General features: G+C 52.0%; 11 protein-coding genes. 5 read left to right on the plus strand and 6 right to left on the minus strand.

Annotated features, from left to right (window positions below):
• Window positions 1-3: 3 nt before the first annotated feature.
• From pqiA to rlmKL, 3 genes are read right to left on the minus strand one after another with little or no spacing between them, the layout of a single operon-like run.
• Window positions 4-1,257 (minus strand): membrane integrity-associated transporter subunit PqiA, encoded by a 1,254-nt coding sequence (pqiA, locus tag ACLD4K_RS10915; RefSeq protein WP_411011851.1) that lies wholly within the window; start codon window positions 1,255-1,257, stop codon window positions 4-6.
• 14 nt (window positions 1,258-1,271) lie between these two features.
• A complete protein-coding gene (locus ACLD4K_RS10920) occupies window positions 1,272-3,179 on the minus strand; it encodes an ABC transporter ATP-binding protein (protein ID WP_411011852.1) in 1,908 nt (635 codons plus the stop codon).
• Between the two features lie 12 nt (window positions 3,180-3,191).
• On the minus strand, window positions 3,192-5,300 hold the full coding sequence (gene rlmKL / locus ACLD4K_RS10925) for a bifunctional 23S rRNA (guanine(2069)-N(7))-methyltransferase RlmK/23S rRNA (guanine(2445)-N(2))-methyltransferase RlmL (protein WP_411011853.1): 2,109 nt from the start codon (window positions 5,298-5,300) through the stop codon (window positions 3,192-3,194).
• 98 nt (window positions 5,301-5,398) lie between these two features.
• On the opposite strand from rlmKL, the gene ACLD4K_RS10930 reads away from it, so the two are divergent.
• A complete protein-coding gene (locus ACLD4K_RS10930; protein ID WP_411011854.1) occupies window positions 5,399-6,508 on the plus strand; it encodes a YcbX family protein in 1,110 nt (369 codons plus the stop codon).
• Here ACLD4K_RS10930 and zapC read toward each other — a convergent pair.
• The 3 genes from zapC to pepN all read right to left on the minus strand — a co-directional run bounded on the left by zapC (window position 6,505) and on the right by pepN (window position 11,043).
• Window positions 6,505-7,047: a cell division protein ZapC gene (gene zapC / locus ACLD4K_RS10935; protein WP_042949561.1), complete on the minus strand. Its 543-nt coding sequence runs from the start codon at window positions 7,045-7,047 to the stop codon at window positions 6,505-6,507. The two genes, ACLD4K_RS10930 and zapC, sit on opposite strands and share 4 nt — an antisense overlap.
• 165 nt (window positions 7,048-7,212) lie before the next feature.
• Entirely contained in the window at window positions 7,213-8,223 is a 1,011-nt protein-coding gene (pyrD, locus tag ACLD4K_RS10940; protein ID WP_064000557.1) for a quinone-dependent dihydroorotate dehydrogenase, read from the minus strand.
• Between the two features lie 207 nt (window positions 8,224-8,430).
• Entirely contained in the window at window positions 8,431-11,043 is a 2,613-nt protein-coding gene (pepN, locus tag ACLD4K_RS10945) for an aminopeptidase N (RefSeq protein WP_064044316.1), read from the minus strand.
• A 266-nt stretch (window positions 11,044-11,309) separates the two neighbouring features.
• Between pepN and pncB the strand changes: the two genes are divergently transcribed.
• The 4 genes from pncB (at window position 11,310) to aspC (ending at window position 17,153) form a co-directional block, all read left to right on the plus strand.
• A complete protein-coding gene (gene pncB / locus ACLD4K_RS10950; protein ID WP_411011855.1) occupies window positions 11,310-12,512 on the plus strand; it encodes a nicotinate phosphoribosyltransferase in 1,203 nt (400 codons plus the stop codon).
• Between the two features lie 168 nt (window positions 12,513-12,680).
• Window positions 12,681-14,081 (plus strand): asparagine--tRNA ligase, encoded by a 1,401-nt coding sequence (asnS, locus tag ACLD4K_RS10955; RefSeq protein WP_411011856.1) that lies wholly within the window; start codon window positions 12,681-12,683, stop codon window positions 14,079-14,081.
• A gap of 605 nt (window positions 14,082-14,686) precedes the next feature.
• The gene (gene ompF, locus ACLD4K_RS10960) at window positions 14,687-15,778 is read left to right on the plus strand and encodes a porin OmpF (RefSeq protein WP_000977709.1); all 1,092 of its coding nucleotides are present in this window, start codon (window positions 14,687-14,689) and stop codon (window positions 15,776-15,778) included.
• A 184-nt stretch (window positions 15,779-15,962) separates the two neighbouring features.
• Window positions 15,963-17,153, plus strand: a complete 1,191-nt coding sequence (gene aspC, locus ACLD4K_RS10965) for an aspartate transaminase (RefSeq protein WP_000462653.1) — start codon at window positions 15,963-15,965, stop codon at window positions 17,151-17,153.
• The last annotated feature ends 9 nt before the right edge of the window (window positions 17,154-17,162 follow it).

The following is a 17,162-nucleotide window of genomic DNA, read 5'->3' on the forward strand; positions in this document are numbered from 1 at the left end:
CTATCAGGACTCCTCATGGCCTGGTTCGTATTCACGATCCCACGACAGACGCGGATCAAAGGTCATCGCAGAAAACATTGTCATTATGACGACTAAAGCAAACATCAACGCACCCATCGCAGGATAAATATTCATTAATCCTCCCATGCGCACCAGCGCAGAGAGTACGGCAATGACAAAGACATCAATCATTGACCAGCGTCCCACAAACTCCACTACTTCATAAATAAAATGCATCCGTTCACTGTCGCGCTTACCGTGGCCTTTCGCATCCCAACAAAGCCAGGCAATGGCGATCATTTTTAGCGTCGGCACCATAATACTGGCGAGAAAGATAACCGCCGCCACCGGATAAGACCCCTCGCTCCACAGCAAAATTACGCCAGCCAGAATGGTCGACGGCATTTTCGAGCCCAGTAAGTCGGTAATCATAATCGGCAAAATATTGGCGGGCAGATAAAGCATGATCGAAGTAAATAATAACGCCAGCGTCCACTGCAAACTGTTTTTACGCCGGACATAGCCTTTCGTATGGCAACGCGGACAGACGAGACTCTCCGCAGGCAGGATCGCCGTGCAGCAGGCGCAAGAACGCAAAGACTGCCGGATACCGGTAATCCCCGGCGTTAACGGCTGCGCCAGTGCAGGCTGCGGGGCGATATCATCCCACAACCAGCGGCGATCGACACACTGGAACGCCCGCAGTTGAACGAGACAAAATAAGCACCAGGGAATAAAGCTGCTGCCGATGCCGATATCGCCGTAGGCCATCAGCTTAACAAAACTGACCAACACCCCGGCGAGAAATATTTCCGCCATTCCCCACGATTTGAGGAGGAAAAAAATCCTTGCCAGCGTTTTTTTTACCGACAACGGCAGATTGGCGCGGTTGACAAGTAATATAATGGTCACCAGGCAAAATGCCGGCACCAGTTGGACAAATAATAAAAAGAACGTGCCGAGGCTGGCGTAATCTTCAGAAAACATGACGCCGGGGATTTCCAGAAGCGTGACTTCGCTGGTGACGCCCGCGACATTCATATTCACGAAGGGAAAAAGGTTAGAAAGCAGCAACATAAATAGTGCCGCTAACGCATAGGCGGTAGGACGCTGCCGGGGCGCGTCCCACTCGGTCGTTAACGTTGCGCCGCATCGTGGACATGCTGCTTTTTGCCCATGCGAGAGGCGGGGTAAAGCCACCAGCATGTCACATTGCGGGCACAATATGTGCTTCGCAGCATGGTGATGTTCACACATAGGCGCTCCTTTCGTTATGCCCCGTTTTTCAGACCTTCAAGATACTCCCAACGTTCGAAGGCTTGCTCAAGTTCTTGCTCCGCCTGACTTAAATCGGCCAGAACTTTCTGCGTTTGCTCATGGGGTTGGCTAAAAAAGGCCGCATCCGCAACCTGCGCCTGTAGCGCTTCCAGCTTCGCTTCCAGGTCTTCAAGCTGACCGGGTAACTGCTCCAGCTCGCGCTGCAGTTTATAGCTTAGTTTGCTACTGCCACGTTTTACAATTTCTGCTTTAGGGGCAATAACTTCCTCATTTTTTTTCGCCATCGGCTGTTTCGTCGCCAGATGCTGCTCTTGCTGCGCACGCGCATCATGGTAGCCGCCGATATAACGTCCGATTTTGCCGCCGCCCTCGAAAATCCAGCATTCCGTCACGGTATTATCGACAAATTGCCGATCGTGGCTGACCAGTAGTACCGTGCCCTGATAGCCATCAATTAATTCTTCTAATAGTTCCAGCGTTTCGACGTCAAGATCGTTCGTTGGTTCATCGAGAATTAAAAGATTGCTCGGCTTGAGGAACAGTCGTGCCAGCAGCAGACGGTTACGTTCGCCGCCGGAAAGCGCGCGGACGGGTGTCATCGCCCGTTTGGGGTGAAACAGGAAGTCCTGCAAATAGCCCAGTACATGGCGCGGCTTACCGTTTACCATCACCTCTTGCTTGCCTTCAGCAAGGTTATCCATCACGGTTTTTTCCGGATCCAGTTCGGCGCGATGCTGATCGAAGTAGGCGACTTCCAGCTTCGTTCCTACGTGGATGCGCCCGCTGTCAACCTGAAGCTGTCCCAGCATCAGTTTCAGTAGCGTGGTTTTACCGCAGCCGTTCGGGCCAATTAACGCAATCTTGTCGCCGCGCTGCACCTGAGCGGAGAAATCTTTTACCAGTTGTTTTCCTTCTACCTGGTAATCGACGTTTTCCATCTCAAAAACGATTTTACCGGAGCGCGTCGCCTCTTCGACCTGCATCTTCGCCGTGCCCATCACTTCCCGGCGCTCGCTGCGTTCACGACGCATCGCTTTTAACGCCCGCACGCGCCCTTCATTACGGGTGCGGCGCGCCTTGATACCCTGGCGAATCCAGACTTCTTCCTGCGCCAGTTTGCGATCAAATTCCGCGTTTTGTAATTCTTCTACGCGCAGCGCTTCTTCTTTCTCCAGCAGGTATTGATCGTAATTTCCCGGATAGGTGACCAGTTTGCCACGATCGAGATCGACAATGCGGGTCGCCATATTGCGAATAAACGAACGATCGTGAGAGATAAAAATAATCGTTCCGTTAAAGGTTTTCAGAAACCCTTCCAGCCAGTCGATAGTTTCGATATCCAGATGGTTAGTCGGTTCATCCAGTAACAATACGCGCGGATTGCTGACCAGCGCCCGACCCAGCGCGGCTTTACGCAGCCAGCCGCCGGAGAGCGACGACAGCGCGGCGTTAGGATCGAGTCCAAGCTGCGCCAGCACTTCATTAATACGGTTTTCCAGCTGCCACAGATTATGATGATCGAGCTGTTCCTGTACGCGCGCCATTTCATTGAGGTTTTTCTCGCTGGGATCGGTCATCACCAAACGGGAAATCTCATGATAACGCTTGAGGTATTCCGCTTGTTCTTCGATACCTTCGGCGACAAAGTCATAGACGCTGCCCGCAATATTACGTGGCGGGTCCTGTTGCAGACGCGCGACGATCAGATCCTGCTCATAAATAATACGCCCATCGTCCAGACCCTGTTCGCGGTTAAGAATCTTCATCAAGGTGGATTTCCCGGCGCCGTTACGCCCCACCAGACAGACGCGTTCGTTATCTTCGATATGCAACTCTGCGTTATCGAGAAGCGGCGCGTCGCTGAACGACAGCCATGCGCCATGCATACTGATTAATGACATTTACTTTTCCTTTCAGGCGGCGCGGATCAGCCAGCAGTTATGGATCTGACGGTTACGGGCAAAATCCGGGGAGAGCGTTTTTTGCGTAATTTCTTGTGCGGTAAGCCCCAGTTCCGCCAGCCCTTCCAGATCCATACGGAATCCGCGCTTATTATTTGAGAACATGATGGTGCCGCCTTTACGCAGCAGGCGTTTTAAATCTTTCATTAACGCGACATGATCGCGCTGAACATCAAACGACTCTTCCATACGTTTTGAGTTAGAGAACGTCGGCGGATCGATAAAGATCAAATCGAACTGTTCATTCGCCTCGCGCAGCCAGCCCAGGCAGTCGGCCTGAATCAGGCGATGCGCGCGGCCGCTCAGTCCGTTCAGACGCAAATTACGTTCGGCCCACTCCAGATAGGTGCGGGACATATCTACCGTTGTGGTGCTGCGCGCGCCGCCCAGACCTGCATGTACGCTGGCGCTGCCGGTATAAGAAAAGAGATTCAGGAAATCTTTGCCTTTGCTCATTTCTCCCAGCATCCTGCGGGCAATACGGTGATCGAGGAACAGACCGGTGTCGAGATAATCCGTCAGATTTACCCATAAGCGCGCATTATATTCGCTGACCTCAAGGAACTCGCCCTTCTCGCTCATTTTCTGATACTGGTTTTTTCCTTTTTGCCGTTCGCGGGTTTTTAACACCAGTTTATTCGGCGGAATACCGAGCACTGACAAGGTTGCCGCAATAATATCGAACAGACGCTGCCGCGCTTTTTGCGCATCCACCGTTTTCGGTGGCGCATATTCCTGAATCACCGCCCAGTCGCCGTAACGGTCTACCGCCACGTTATATTCCGGCAGGTCGGCATCATACAAGCGATAGCATTCAATCCCTTCCTGGCGCGCCCATTTCTCCAGCTTTTTAATATTTTTACGCAGGCGATTAGCGTAATCTTCCGCCACCGTCGCCGGCTTACTGTCCGCCGTGGTTTCCGCAATATGATAGTTTTTCTGCACGCAGTCCAGCGGGCCATTCTTGGCTTTAAACTGTTTGTCGGCACGCAATTGCAGGCTGCCCAGCAAATCGGGCGAAGCGCTGAACAGCGACAGGTTCCAGCCGCCAAACTGATTTTTCATGGTACGGCCCAGCAGGCTGTGCAACGCAATCAGCGCCGGTTCGCTGTCCAGACGTTCGCCGTAAGGCGGGTTACTGATCACCGTACCATACGGGCCTTTTGGCAATGGATTACTCAGTTGCGCCACATCTTTCACTTCAAAGGTGATAAGCTCCCCGATACCGGCGCGACGGGCGTTGCTGCGCGCCCGCTCAATGACGCGCGCATCGCTGTCGGAACCATAGAAATGAGAGGAATACTCCGCCAGCCCCTTACGCGCCCGGGTCTGCGCTTCGGCTTTCACTTCCTGCCAGATAGCCTCGTCATGCTGCGCCCAGCCGCTAAATCCCCAGTGACCACGGTGCAGGCCCGGCGCGCGATCGGTCGCCCACATCGCGGCCTCAATCAACAGTGTCCCCGAACCACACATAGGGTCGAGTAGCGGCGTACCGGGTTGCCAGCCGGAACGCATAACAATCGCTGCCGCCAGCGTCTCTTTAATTGGCGCCAGCCCGGTGCGATCGCGATAACCGCGCAGGTGCAGGCCATCACCACTGAGATCCAGCGCAATGCTGGCAGTTTCTTTATTCAGCCAGACGTTAATACGGAGGTCCGGCGATTCGCGGTCCACATTTGGACGCGGAAGATTTTTCCGCGTAAATGCATCGACAATCGCGTCTTTAACTTTCATCGCGCCATACTGACTATTACGGATGGTGTCGTTCAGGCCGCTGAAATGCACCGCAAACGTCGCGCCAGGATTAAAAATCTCTGTCCAGTTTATCGCCTGAACGCCGAGGTAAAGATCGAGATCGCTGTAGACCTTGCACTCACCCATCGGCAGGATAATACGCGAGGCCAGGCGGCTCCACATCAGGCTCTGGTAAATAAGCCGCGTGTCGCCCTGAAAATGGACCCCACCCTGAACAACCTGACACCCTACGGCGCCCAGTTTTTCCAGTTCAGTTTTTAACAGCTCTTCCAGCCCGCGGGCCGTACTGGCAAACAGAGAATTCATATTGTCACTTTTACGCTAAGAAAATTGTTGCGCATTATAGCTAATCTCACGCCCATGTCATAAAGTTGAAGGCTTATTTTCATTTGAGGGACTGTACGGTGGCGACGTTATCACGGCTCTTTATTCATCCGGTCAAATCCATGCGCGGCATTGGTCTGACTCATGCGCTGGCAGATATCAGCGGCCTGGCTTTTGATCGCATCTTCATGATAACCGAGCCTGACGGCACATTTATCACCGCCCGCCAGTTTCCACAAATGGTACGTTTTACCCCCTCCCCCTTACACGACGGCCTCCATTTGACCGCGCCAGACGGCAGTAGCGCGCTGGTTCGCTTTACGGATTTCACCCCGCAGGATGCGCCGACCGAGGTCTGGGGAAACCATTTTACCGCTCGCGTCGCCCCGACGGCGATTAATCAATGGTTGAGCGGCTTTTTCTCCCGCGATGTCCAGTTGCGCTGGGTTGGGCCGCAATTGACGCGCCGGGTTAAACGGCATAACGCGGTGCCGCTGGGATTTGCCGATGGCTACCCGTATTTATTGACCAACGAAGCCTCGCTGCGCGATCTGCAACAGCGTTGTCCGGCAGGCGTACAAATGGAACAATTTCGCCCAAACTTAGTGGTTTCCGGCGTAGCGGCCTGGGAGGAAGATAGCTGGAAAGTGCTTCGCATTGGCAATGTGATTTTTGACGTCGTGAAGCCCTGTAGCCGCTGTATTTTTACGACCGTCAGCCCTGAAAAGGGGCAAAAACATCCTTCCGGAGAACCGCTGGCGACACTGCAAGCTTTTCGTACCGCCCAGGACAATGGCGATGTGGATTTCGGTCAGAATCTGATTGCCCGCAATAGCGGCGTCGTTCGCGTCGGCGATGAAGTGGAGATTCTGGCGACAGCTCCGGCAAAAGCTTATGGCGCCACAACGGTCGACGACAGCGTTACGCCAGATAAACACCCGGACGCGAGTGTAACCATCGACTGGCAGGGGCAAACCTTCTGCGGGAATAATCAACAGGTACTACTGGAACAGTTGGAGAATCAGGGGATTCGTATTCCGTATTCTTGCCGGGCTGGTATCTGTGGTTGCTGCCGGATACGTTTGCTGGAAGGCGAAGTAAGTCCGCTGAAAAAATCGGCTATGGGTGACGATGGTACGATTCTGAGCTGTAGCTGCGTGCCTAAGACCGCGTTACGACTGGAAAATTAAACCGCTTGTTCAAGGCTGAAACTGTGACAGTGAACCTGCGGTTTCAGCCTGTCGTTCATAATTTTAATCGCATCGCCAAGCTGCATGGTTCGGCCTGCTATCACCACGCCCGGCTGTGCCAGCAGACACAACGCGGCATTTTCTCCCGGCTCAACGACCAGCAAATTAACTTGTTCCGCCGTATCGCTTAACCAGACGCTTGCGGCATCGCCCGTTCCCGGGGCCCACATTTCGCCATGCGCCACAAAATGCCAGCTTTTTGGCATCTGCGGTTTGAGATAGCGAATCGCCACCAGCGCATTCAACACCAACTCCGCGCGTTGCTCTTTGGTTAATTCGAAATCCCGGCATTTTTCTTCAAAGGAAAAATAGAGCGCGGCATCATCCACACAAAAACCGGTCGGGCAAAACGCGTCCGGCGTAAGCATTTTACGAGAGAAGCGCGAGCGAAAAAGCATACCATTGGCGAGATCGAGCATCATACGATCGTGCTCTTCATCATAATACCAGCGCCAGTTATCGTCAGGTTTAATTCGCATTACCTCTCTCCCGCTTTTAAGCAACTCGTAACAGCATTGTCCTTTCGCCGCTTCGTTTATTACCCCAATAATAAAAGCCTAAAATGTCTAAATAAGCAACAGTGGAGAAATATAAAACAACCAGCGCCGGAAATAAAGCCCTGGTTGTCTGATAAAGGGTAAAGTTTAGATGTGCGTTACGATTTCTTTAATCAATGGCGGGCCTTTAAAAATAAAGCCGGAATAAATTTGTACCAGCGTAGCTCCTGCCGCTATCTTCTCGCGCGCGGCGATAACTGAGTCAATGCCGCCGACGCCGATAATAGGCAATTGTCCTTTTAACTCCAGGGATAAACGGCGAATAATTTCTGTGCTTTTTAATTGTAATGGCCGGCCACTTAATCCCCCCGTTTGCTGGCAATTTTTCATTCCTTGTACCAGAGAACGATCGAGGGTGGTATTTGTCGCAATCACCCCATCAATATTATGACGAAGCAGGCTATCGGCAACCTGGATCAATTCTTCTTCACAAAGATCCGGCGCGATCTTTACTGCCACCGGCACATATTTATGGTGGATCGCCTGAAGATCGTTTTGCTTATTTTTAATGGCAGTTAACAGATCGTCCAGCGCATCGCCATACTGGAGCGTACGTAGCCCTGGCGTATTCGGCGAAGAAATATTAATGGCGATATAACCCGCATAAGCATAGACTTTTTCCATACAAATCAGGTAGTCATCTTTGCCATTTTCGACAGGCGTATCTTTATTTTTACCGATGTTAATTCCCAGAATGCCATCAAAATGGGCTTTTTTAACATTCTCGACCAGGTTATCGACGCCCAGATTATTAAAGCCCATCCGATTGATCAGACCTTCAGCATCCACCAGACGAAAAAGACGCGGCTTATCGTTACCCGGCTGTGGGCGCGGCGTCACGGTGCCGATTTCCAGGGAGCCAAACCCCATCGCGCCTAACGCGTCGATGCACTCCCCGTCTTTATCCAGACCGGCAGCCAGCCCCAGTGGATTTTTAAAGGTAAGTCCCATGCAGGTAACCGGTTTTGTCGGTACTTTCTGGCGCACCAGCGCTTCCAGCGGCGTACCTGTAATGCGGCGTAATTGTTGAAATGTAAATTCATGAGCGCGCTCTGGATCGAGCTGGAAAAGGGCTTTACGAACGAAGGGATAGTACATGAACTCTCCTGGATTCCCGGTGTGCAAACCGGGGGCGTATTATGGGCGATAACAAAGCAAAAGGGAATTGACCTACGGCAATAAATAGCAATCGTTTTCCTTCATTCTCACTTCACGTTTCGCCAGCGAGCGTCATCGTCCGGCAAAAAAATACCCGGCAGCGCTAACGCTTACCGGGCATGTCTTACCTCTTTATAGCGGATACTGTCAGGCCAACGCTTTAGTTATCTTCTCGTACAGATCGCCGGAAAGATTCTCCAGTCCTTTTAGCTGCTCCAGCGCCGCGCGCATTTTCTCCTGACGCTTATCATCATAACGTTTCAGACGAATCAGCGGTTCAATGAGGCGAGATGCTACCTGCGGGTTACGGCTATTCAGATCGGTCAGCATCTCGACCAGGAACTGGTATCCGCTACCGTCTTGCGCATGGAACGCCGCCGGGTTGCTGCCAGCAAACGCGCCAATTAATGAACGGATGCGGTTCGGGTTGCTCATACTGAAAGAACGGTGTTTGAGCAGGCCGCGTACGGTTTCCAGTACATTTTCCGCCGGGCTTGTGGATTGCAGGATAAACCATTTATCCATTACCAGGCCGTCCTGATGCCACTTATCGTCATACTCCTGCATCAGCGTATCGCGGCACGGCAACTGCGCCGCCACCGCAGCAGACAGGGCCGCCAGCGCATCGGTCATATTATTGGCGTCGCGATACTGTTTGCTGACCAGCGTATTAGCCAGCTCCGTCTCGCCGAACGCCAGGAAGCGCAGGCAAGCATTGCGCAGCGTGCGCTTACCGATATCGCCGTGATCAACACGATACTCATCCAGATGATTGGCGTTATAGATAGCCAGGAACTCATCCGCCAGTTCTGCCGCCAGCGTACGCGTTAGCGCTTCACGAACTTGCGCAATGGCGATCGGGTCAATGACCTCAAACAGCTCCGCAATTTCATTGGCCGAAGGCAGCGTTAAAATTTCTGCGGCCAACGCCGGATCGATTTTCTCATCCAACAGTACTGCGCGGAACGCATCAGCGACATGCACCGGAAGCGATAGCGGTTGCCCCTGCTGATGACGCGCCACATTCAGTTTAATGTATGTGGCCAGCAGGCTTTGCGCCGCATCCCAACGGGAGAAATCATTGCGCGCATGGCGCATCAGGAACGTCAACTGCTGATCGCTCCATTTATATTCCAGTTTCACCGGCGCTGAAAACTCGCACAGCAAGGCCGGAACAGGCTGGAAGTAGACATTATCGAAGGTAAATGTCTGCTCCGCCTGCGTGACGTTCAGCACGGCATTGACCGGATGACCGCCTTTTTGCAACGGAATGACGTTGCCTTCGTTATCGTACAGTTCGATGGCGAATGGAATATGCAGCGGCTGCTTCTCCGCCTGATCCGCCGTCGCCGGAGTACGCTGGCTGATGGTCAACGTGTACTGCTCGGTTTCCGGATTATAATCATCTTTTACCGTTACAATCGGCGTGCCGGACTGACTGTACCAGCGGCGGAAATGGGACAAATCGACATTAGAAGCATCTTCCATCGCCTGTACGAAGTCATCACACGTCGCGGCGCTGCCATCATGGCGCTCAAAATAAAGCTGCATCCCCTTCTGGAAATTTTCCTCACCCAGCAACGTGTGGATCATGCGAATGACTTCCGCACCCTTTTCATAAACGGTGAGGGTGTAGAAGTTATTCATTTCGATTACTTTATCCGGGCGGATAGGATGCGCCATCGGGCTGGCGTCTTCCGCGAATTGTAAACCGCGCATGGTTCGCACGTTACTGATGCGGTTCACCGCGCGTGACCCCAAATCAGAGCTAAACTCCTGATCGCGGAACACGGTTAGCCCCTCTTTCAGGCTCAACTGGAACCAGTCGCGGCAGGTGACGCGGTTGCCGGTCCAGTTGTGGAAATACTCATGACCTATCACGCGCTCAATATCGAGATAATCTTTATCCGTCGCGGTATCGGTTCGCGCCAGCACGTATTTGGAGTTAAAGATATTAAGACCTTTATTCTCCATCGCGCCCATATTAAAGAAATCCACCGCGACAATCATATAGATGTCGAGGTCATATTCGAGCCCAAAACGCGTTTCATCCCATTTCATGGAATTTTTCAGCGAGGTCATTGCCCACGGCGCGCGATCCAGATTGCCACGGTCAACGTACAGTTCTAACGCGACGTCACGCCCGGAGCGGGTGGTAAAGGTATCGCGCAGCACGTCAAAATCACCGGCCACCAGCGCAAACAGATAACACGGTTTCGGGAACGGATCTTGCCACTGAACCCAGTGACGGCCATTCTCCAGTTCACCCTGCGCAACACGGTTGCCATTGGAAAGCAGGAACGGATATTTGCTTTTATCGGCAATAATTTTGGTGGTAAATCGCGCCAGTACGTCGGGGCGGTCAAGATACCAGGTAATATGGCGGAAGCCCTCCGCTTCACACTGGGTACAGAGCGCATCGCCGGACTGGTACAATCCTTCCAGCGCCGTATTCGCCGCCGGACTTACCTCGTTGACTATGCGTAACGTAAAACGCTCTGGCAGGTCGCTGATGATAAGCGCGCCCTCTTCTTCCTTATATGCTGTCCACGGCGCATCGTTGACGTGGATAGATACCAGCGTTAAATCTTCCCCATCAAGGCGAAGAGGCGCATCAGGCGCGCCATGACGAACAGCCTGGCTTATTGCGGTGACCACGGTTTTTTCGGCATCGAGGTCAAAGGTCAAGTCAATATCAGTAATCTGGTAATCCGGCGCGCGATAGTCATGGCGGTATTTGGCTTGTGGCTGTTGTGTCATAAAAAACCTTTCGCATCTTTGTGTAGAGTGTCGACTCCAGTCTATTCCTGTTGCGCAAATCGCGCTACGCAGAATGTTCATCTTTTCAGGCACAAACGGCCTATTTGCTACATTTTTATAACATGGGGCACGAAATGCGCTCGACCCTAAAGACAGCTTATGGTGTGATCGGGGTTCAATAAATCGCTAAACAAGGTATACTCCAGCGGTTTTCTTAGTTGTTTATTGTACTAAACGCTCCCGTGAGAGGACGCTACAGCGCACCTATGACACAATTCGCTTCTCCTGTTCTGCACTCGTTGCTGGATACAGATGCTTATAAGTTGCATATGCAGCAAGCCGTTTTTCACCACTACTATGATGTGCAGGTAGCGGCTGAGTTTCGTTGCCGTGGCGACGACCTGCTGGGTATTTATGCCGATGCTATTCGCGAGCAGGTGGACGCGATGCAGCACCTGCGCCTCCAGGAGGACGAGTTCCAGTGGCTCTCCGGCCTGCCCTTTTTTAAACCGGATTATCTGAACTGGTTACGTGAGTTTCGCTATAACCCAGCTCAAGTCTGTGTCACCAACGATCACGGCAAGCTGAATATTCGCTTAACCGGCCCGTGGCGTGAAGTCATTATGTGGGAAGTGCCGCTGCTGGCCGTGATCAGTGAGCTGGTTCATCACTACCGCTCGCCAAACGCGGGTGTTGATCAGGCGCTCGACGCGCTGGAAAGTAAGCTGGTTGATTTCACTACGTTAACCGCCGATCTCGATATGTCCCGCTTCCACCTGATGGACTTCGGCACTCGCCGCCGTTTTTCTCGTGAAGTGCAGCAGGCGATAGTTAAACGTCTCCAGCAGGAGTCATGGTTCGTCGGCACCAGCAACTATGATCTCGCGCGTCGCCTGGCGCTGACGCCGATGGGCACTCAGGCGCACGAATGGTTCCAGGCGCATCAACAAATCAGTCCGGACCTGGCGACCAGCCAGCGTGCCGCGTTGGCCGCCTGGCTTAACGAATATCCGGACCAGCTTGGTATCGCATTGACAGATTGCATTACAATGGATGCGTTTTTACGCGATTTCGGCATTGAATTCGCCAGCCGTTATCAGGGGTTACGCCACGACTCAGGAGACCCTGTCGAATGGGGCGAAAAGGCGATTGCCCATTATGAAAAGCTGGGGATTGATCCGCTGACAAAAACGCTGGTCTTTTCAGATAACCTTGATCTGCAAAAGGCGGTCGAGCTCTATCGCCATTTCGCCTCTCGCGTGCAGTTAAGCTTCGGCATCGGTACCCGCCTGACCTGCGATATCCCTCAGATAAAACCGCTCAATATCGTGATTAAGCTCGTGGAATGTAACGGAAAGCCAGTGGCTAAACTTTCCGATAGCCCCGGTAAAACGATCTGTCATGATAAAGCGTTTGTGCGCGCGCTGCGTAAAGCCTTTGATCTCCCGCAGATCCGCAAAGCCAGTTAATTCTTCCCAGGGAGCCTGCCAGGGCTCCTTTTTCAGGTTTATTTCCGAAATCTTTCACTTCAGCTGCGATTTCTGCTTGTCTGATTGCAGATGCCAGGTAACATAGGAATACCCCCATTTCGGGTGGACAAGTGTTTATTTTTTCCGACTATTAACAGAGAGAATATTATGAGCGTTGTGCCTGTAGCCGACGTACTCCAGGGCCGCGTAGCCGTTGACCAAGAAGTCACCGTGCGCGGATGGGTGCGTACCCGCCGAGATTCAAAAGCTGGCATCTCCTTCCTCGCCGTTTATGACGGCTCCTGCTTTGATCCTGTACAGGCTGTCATTAATAATTCTCTGCCCAATTATAATGAAGAAGTATTACACCTGACGACAGGCTGCTCCGTGGTAGTAACAGGTAAGGTTGCCGCGTCGCCGGGACAGGGGCAAAGTTTCGAAATCCAGGCCACGAAAGTAGAGGTCGCAGGCTGGGTGGAAGATCCGGATACCTACCCGATGGCGGCAAAACGCCATAGCATTGAGTATCTGCGTGAGGTCGCGCATCTGCGCCCGCGCACCAACCTGATTGGCGCGGTAGCGCGCGTCCGCCATACTCTGGCGCAGGCGCTGCATCGCTTCTTCGATGAGCAGGGTTTCTTTTGGGTCTCTACCCCACTGATTACCGCTTCCGATACTGAAGGCGCTGGCGAAATGTTCCGCGTCTCAACGTTGGATCTGGAAAACCTGCCGCGTAACGACCAGGGCAGAGTAGATTTTGACAAAGACTTTTTTGGCAAAGAGTCATTCCTGACCGTCTCCGGCCAGCTCAACGGTGAAACGTATGCCTGTGCGCTGTCCAAAATCTATACTTTTGGGCCGACCTTCCGCGCGGAAAATTCCAACACCAGCCGTCACCTGGCGGAGTTCTGGATGCTGGAGCCGGAAGTGGCGTTCGCCGATCTGGAAGACAACGCCCGTCTGGCGGAAGCCATGCTGAAATATGTCTTCAACGCGGTTCTGGAAGAGCGTGCGGATGACATGAAGTTCTTTGCCGAACGCGTGGATAAAGACGCTATCGCTCGTCTGGAGCGTTTTGTCTCCACCGACTTCGCTCAGGTGGATTACACCGATGCGGTCGCCATTCTCGAACGCTGTGGTAAGACATTTGAAAACCCGGTGTTCTGGGGCGTCGACCTCTCTTCCGAACACGAACGCTATCTGGCGGAAGAGCATTTCAAAGCGCCGGTAGTGGTGAAAAACTATCCGAAAGAAATTAAAGCGTTTTACATGCGCCTTAACGAAGATGGCAAAACCGTGGCGGCCATGGATGTGCTGGCGCCGGGAATCGGCGAAATCATCGGTGGTTCTCAGCGTGAAGAGCGTCTGGATGTGCTGGATGCCCGTATGGCCGAAATGGGGCTGAATAAAGAGGATTACTGGTGGTATCGCGACTTGCGTCGCTACGGTACTGTACCGCATTCCGGCTTTGGCCTGGGCTTTGAACGCCTTATTGCTTACGTCACTGGTGTGCAAAACGTGCGCGATGTTATTCCGTTCCCACGGACCCCACGCAACGCCAGCTTCTGATTTTTACGTCACACTCAAGGCCAGCTATGCTGGCCTTTTTTTCGCCTGAATGTCAGCTTTATTATCAATAAGTAAATAAATTTAATTACAACCCTCTGAATTACCACATCTTGTTACGGTATATTTCACGAAAATATTTACACATAAAAATTAATCCTTAATTTTATTGCGGATTAGATTTTTCTGTTCTAATAGCACAATTTTTCACCACAATTTCAGACATCAAGACTTCTAAATGGCTATTTTTATGAAATAGCTCGTCTGCTGCTTTTTCAGGCACAACGGTGTCGCAAACCAATAAATGCAATAAAATCATAGCGATAAAATAAAAATGATCAAATCAAAGCGAGAACTCAGGGGAAGTTTGACGTTGTTCACAAAGTTCCGCAAAAATAACATTTGTTTACATATTTTTTCTTTTTGAAACTAAATTTTTATATTTGTAGCACTTTCACGGTAGCGAAACGTTAGTTTGAATGGAAAGATGCCTGTCAGACACATAAAGACACCAAACTCTCATCAATATTTCTGTAAATTTTTATTGACGGAATTTATTGACGGCAGTGGCAGGTGTCATATAAAAAAACCAATGAGGGTAATAAATAATGATGAAGCGCAAAATCCTGGCAGCGGTGATCCCTGCCCTGCTGGCTGCTGCAACCGCAAACGCAGCAGAAATTTATAATAAAGATGGTAATAAGCTGGATCTGTACGGTAAAGCCGTGGGTCGTCACGTATGGACAACGACCGGCGATAGCAAAAATGCCGACCAGACTTATGCCCAGATTGGTTTTAAAGGGGAAACGCAGATTAACACCGATCTGACCGGTTTCGGTCAGTGGGAATACCGTACTAAAGCAGACCGCGCTGAAGGCGAACAGCAGAACTCGAATCTGGTCCGTCTGGCTTTCGCGGGTTTGAAATACGCGGAAGTGGGTTCAATCGATTATGGTCGTAACTACGGTATCGTTTACGATGTTGAATCCTATACCGATATGGCCCCCTACTTCTCCGGCGAAACCTGGGGCGGCGCCTATACTGATAACTACATGACCAGCCGTGCTGGCGGTTTGTTGACCTACCGTAACTCTGACTTCTTTGGTCTGGTGGACGGTCTCTCTTTCGGTATCCAGTATCAGGGTAAAAATCAGGACAACCACAGCATTAACTCTCAGAATGGCGATGGCGTAGGTTACACCATGGCATATGAGTTCGACGGCTTTGGCGTCACCGCAGCGTACAGCAACAGCAAGCGTACTAACGATCAGCAGGATCGCGATGGTAATGGCGATCGCGCAGAATCGTGGGCCGTTGGCGCGAAATATGATGCAAACAACGTCTACCTGGCTGCCGTATATGCTGAAACCCGCAATATGAGCATTGTTGAAAATACGGTTACCGATACCGTGGAAATGGCAAACAAAACGCAGAACCTGGAAGTGGTCGCTCAGTATCAGTTTGACTTCGGCCTGCGTCCGGCAATCTCGTATGTGCAGAGTAAAGGTAAGCAGTTGAACGGCGCCGACGGCTCGGCCGATCTGGCGAAATATATTCAGGCGGGCGCAACTTACTACTTCAACAAAAATATGAACGTATGGGTTGACTACCGTTTCAACCTGCTGGACGAAAACGACTATAGCTCCAGCTACGTTGGCACCGACGATCAGGCGGCTGTCGGTATTACTTACCAGTTCTGATCAGCAGACCCCTTTGTTTTATGCCTCAAAAACAGGACTTCGGTCCTGTTTTTTTATCTCTCTTAGAGAAAATGTGCGTCTTTCAAAAACAGGCGGGCTTTTTAGCGCTAACGGTTGGCATTTTGTAAATCTGCCGTTAACCTGATAGCGGATTTCCCTTCTGTAACTATAATGGAACCTCGTCATGTTTGAGAACATAACCGCCGCTCCTGCCGACCCAATTTTGGGCCTGGCCGATCTGTTTCGCGCCGATGACCGTCCAGGGAAAATTAACCTTGGCATTGGCGTATATAAAGATGAAACCGGCAAAACACCGGTGCTCACCAGCGTTAAAAAAGCCGAGCAGTATTTACTGGAAAATGAAACGACGAAAAACTATCTCGGCATTGACGGGATTCCGGAATTTGCTCGCTGCACTCAGGAACTGCTGTTCGGCAAAGGCAGCGCGCTGATTAACGATAAGCGCGCACGCACGGCGCAAACGCCGGGCGGTACCGGCGCGTTACGCATTGCCGCCGACTTTTTGGCAAAAAATACTCCGGTAAAACGGGTGTGGGTGAGCAACCCCAGCTGGCCGAACCACAAAAGCGTATTTAACGCTGCCGGCCTGGAAGTTCGGGAGTACGCTTACTACGATGCGGAAAATCACACGCTGGATTTTGAAGCGCTACAAGCCAGCCTGAGCGAAGCACAGGCCGGCGATGTGGTTCTGTTCCACGGTTGCTGTCATAACCCAACCGGCATTGACCCTACTCTGGAACAGTGGCAGGTTCTGGCTGAGCTTTCCGTTGAAAAAGGGTGGCTGCCGCTATTCGATTTCGCTTACCAGGGCTTTGCCCGCGGCCTGGAAGAAGATGCGGAAGGTCTGCGCGCCTTTGCCGCGCTGCATAAAGAGCTCATTGTCGCCAGCTCCTACTCCAAAAACTTCGGCTTATATAATGAACGCGTCGGCGCCTGCACCCTCGTTGCCGCCGATGCGGAAACCGTGGATCGCGCTTTTAGCCAGATGAAATCCGCCATTCGCGCTAACTATTCCAACCCGCCAGCGCACGGCGCGTCCATCGTCGCGACTATCCTGAGTAATGACGCCCTGCGCGCTATCTGGGAACAGGAACTGACGGACATGCGCCAGCGTATTCAGCGTATGCGTCAACTGTTCGTGAATACCTTGCAGGAAAAAGGCGCGAACCGTGACTTCAGCTTTATTATCAAGCAGAACGGGATGTTCTCATTCAGCGGTCTGACCAAAGATCAGGTGCTGCGTCTGCGTGAAGAGTTTGGCGTTTATGCCGTGGCTTCTGGTCGCGTGAACGTGGCGGGCATGACCCCGGATAATATGGCACCGCTGTGCGAAGCCATTGTCGCGGTACTGTAAAAAGCTGCC

Source organism: Salmonella sp. 741265055_HSA, from assembly GCF_046569525.1.
GTDB lineage: Bacteria > Pseudomonadota > Gammaproteobacteria > Enterobacterales > Enterobacteriaceae > Salmonella > Salmonella enterica.

Coding starts and splice junctions, on each gene's coding strand:
- pqiA (WP_411011851.1), bottom strand. CDS start 1,257: ATGTGTGAACATCACCATGCTGCGAAGCACATATTGTGCCCGCAATGT.
- ACLD4K_RS10920 (WP_411011852.1), bottom strand. CDS start 3,179: ATGTCATTAATCAGTATGCATGGCGCATGGCTGTCGTTCAGCGACGCG.
- rlmKL (WP_411011853.1), bottom strand. CDS start 5,300: ATGAATTCTCTGTTTGCCAGTACGGCCCGCGGGCTGGAAGAGCTGTTA.
- zapC (WP_042949561.1), bottom strand. CDS start 7,047: ATGCGAATTAAACCTGACGATAACTGGCGCTGGTATTATGATGAAGAG.
- pyrD (WP_064000557.1), bottom strand. CDS start 8,223: ATGTACTATCCCTTCGTTCGTAAAGCCCTTTTCCAGCTCGATCCAGAG.
- pepN (WP_064044316.1), bottom strand. CDS start 11,043: ATGACACAACAGCCACAAGCCAAATACCGCCATGACTATCGCGCGCCG.
- pncB (WP_411011855.1), top strand. CDS start 11,310: ATGACACAATTCGCTTCTCCTGTTCTGCACTCGTTGCTGGATACAGAT.
- asnS (WP_411011856.1), top strand. CDS start 12,681: ATGAGCGTTGTGCCTGTAGCCGACGTACTCCAGGGCCGCGTAGCCGTT.
- ompF (WP_000977709.1), top strand. CDS start 14,687: ATGATGAAGCGCAAAATCCTGGCAGCGGTGATCCCTGCCCTGCTGGCT.
- aspC (WP_000462653.1), top strand. CDS start 15,963: ATGTTTGAGAACATAACCGCCGCTCCTGCCGACCCAATTTTGGGCCTG.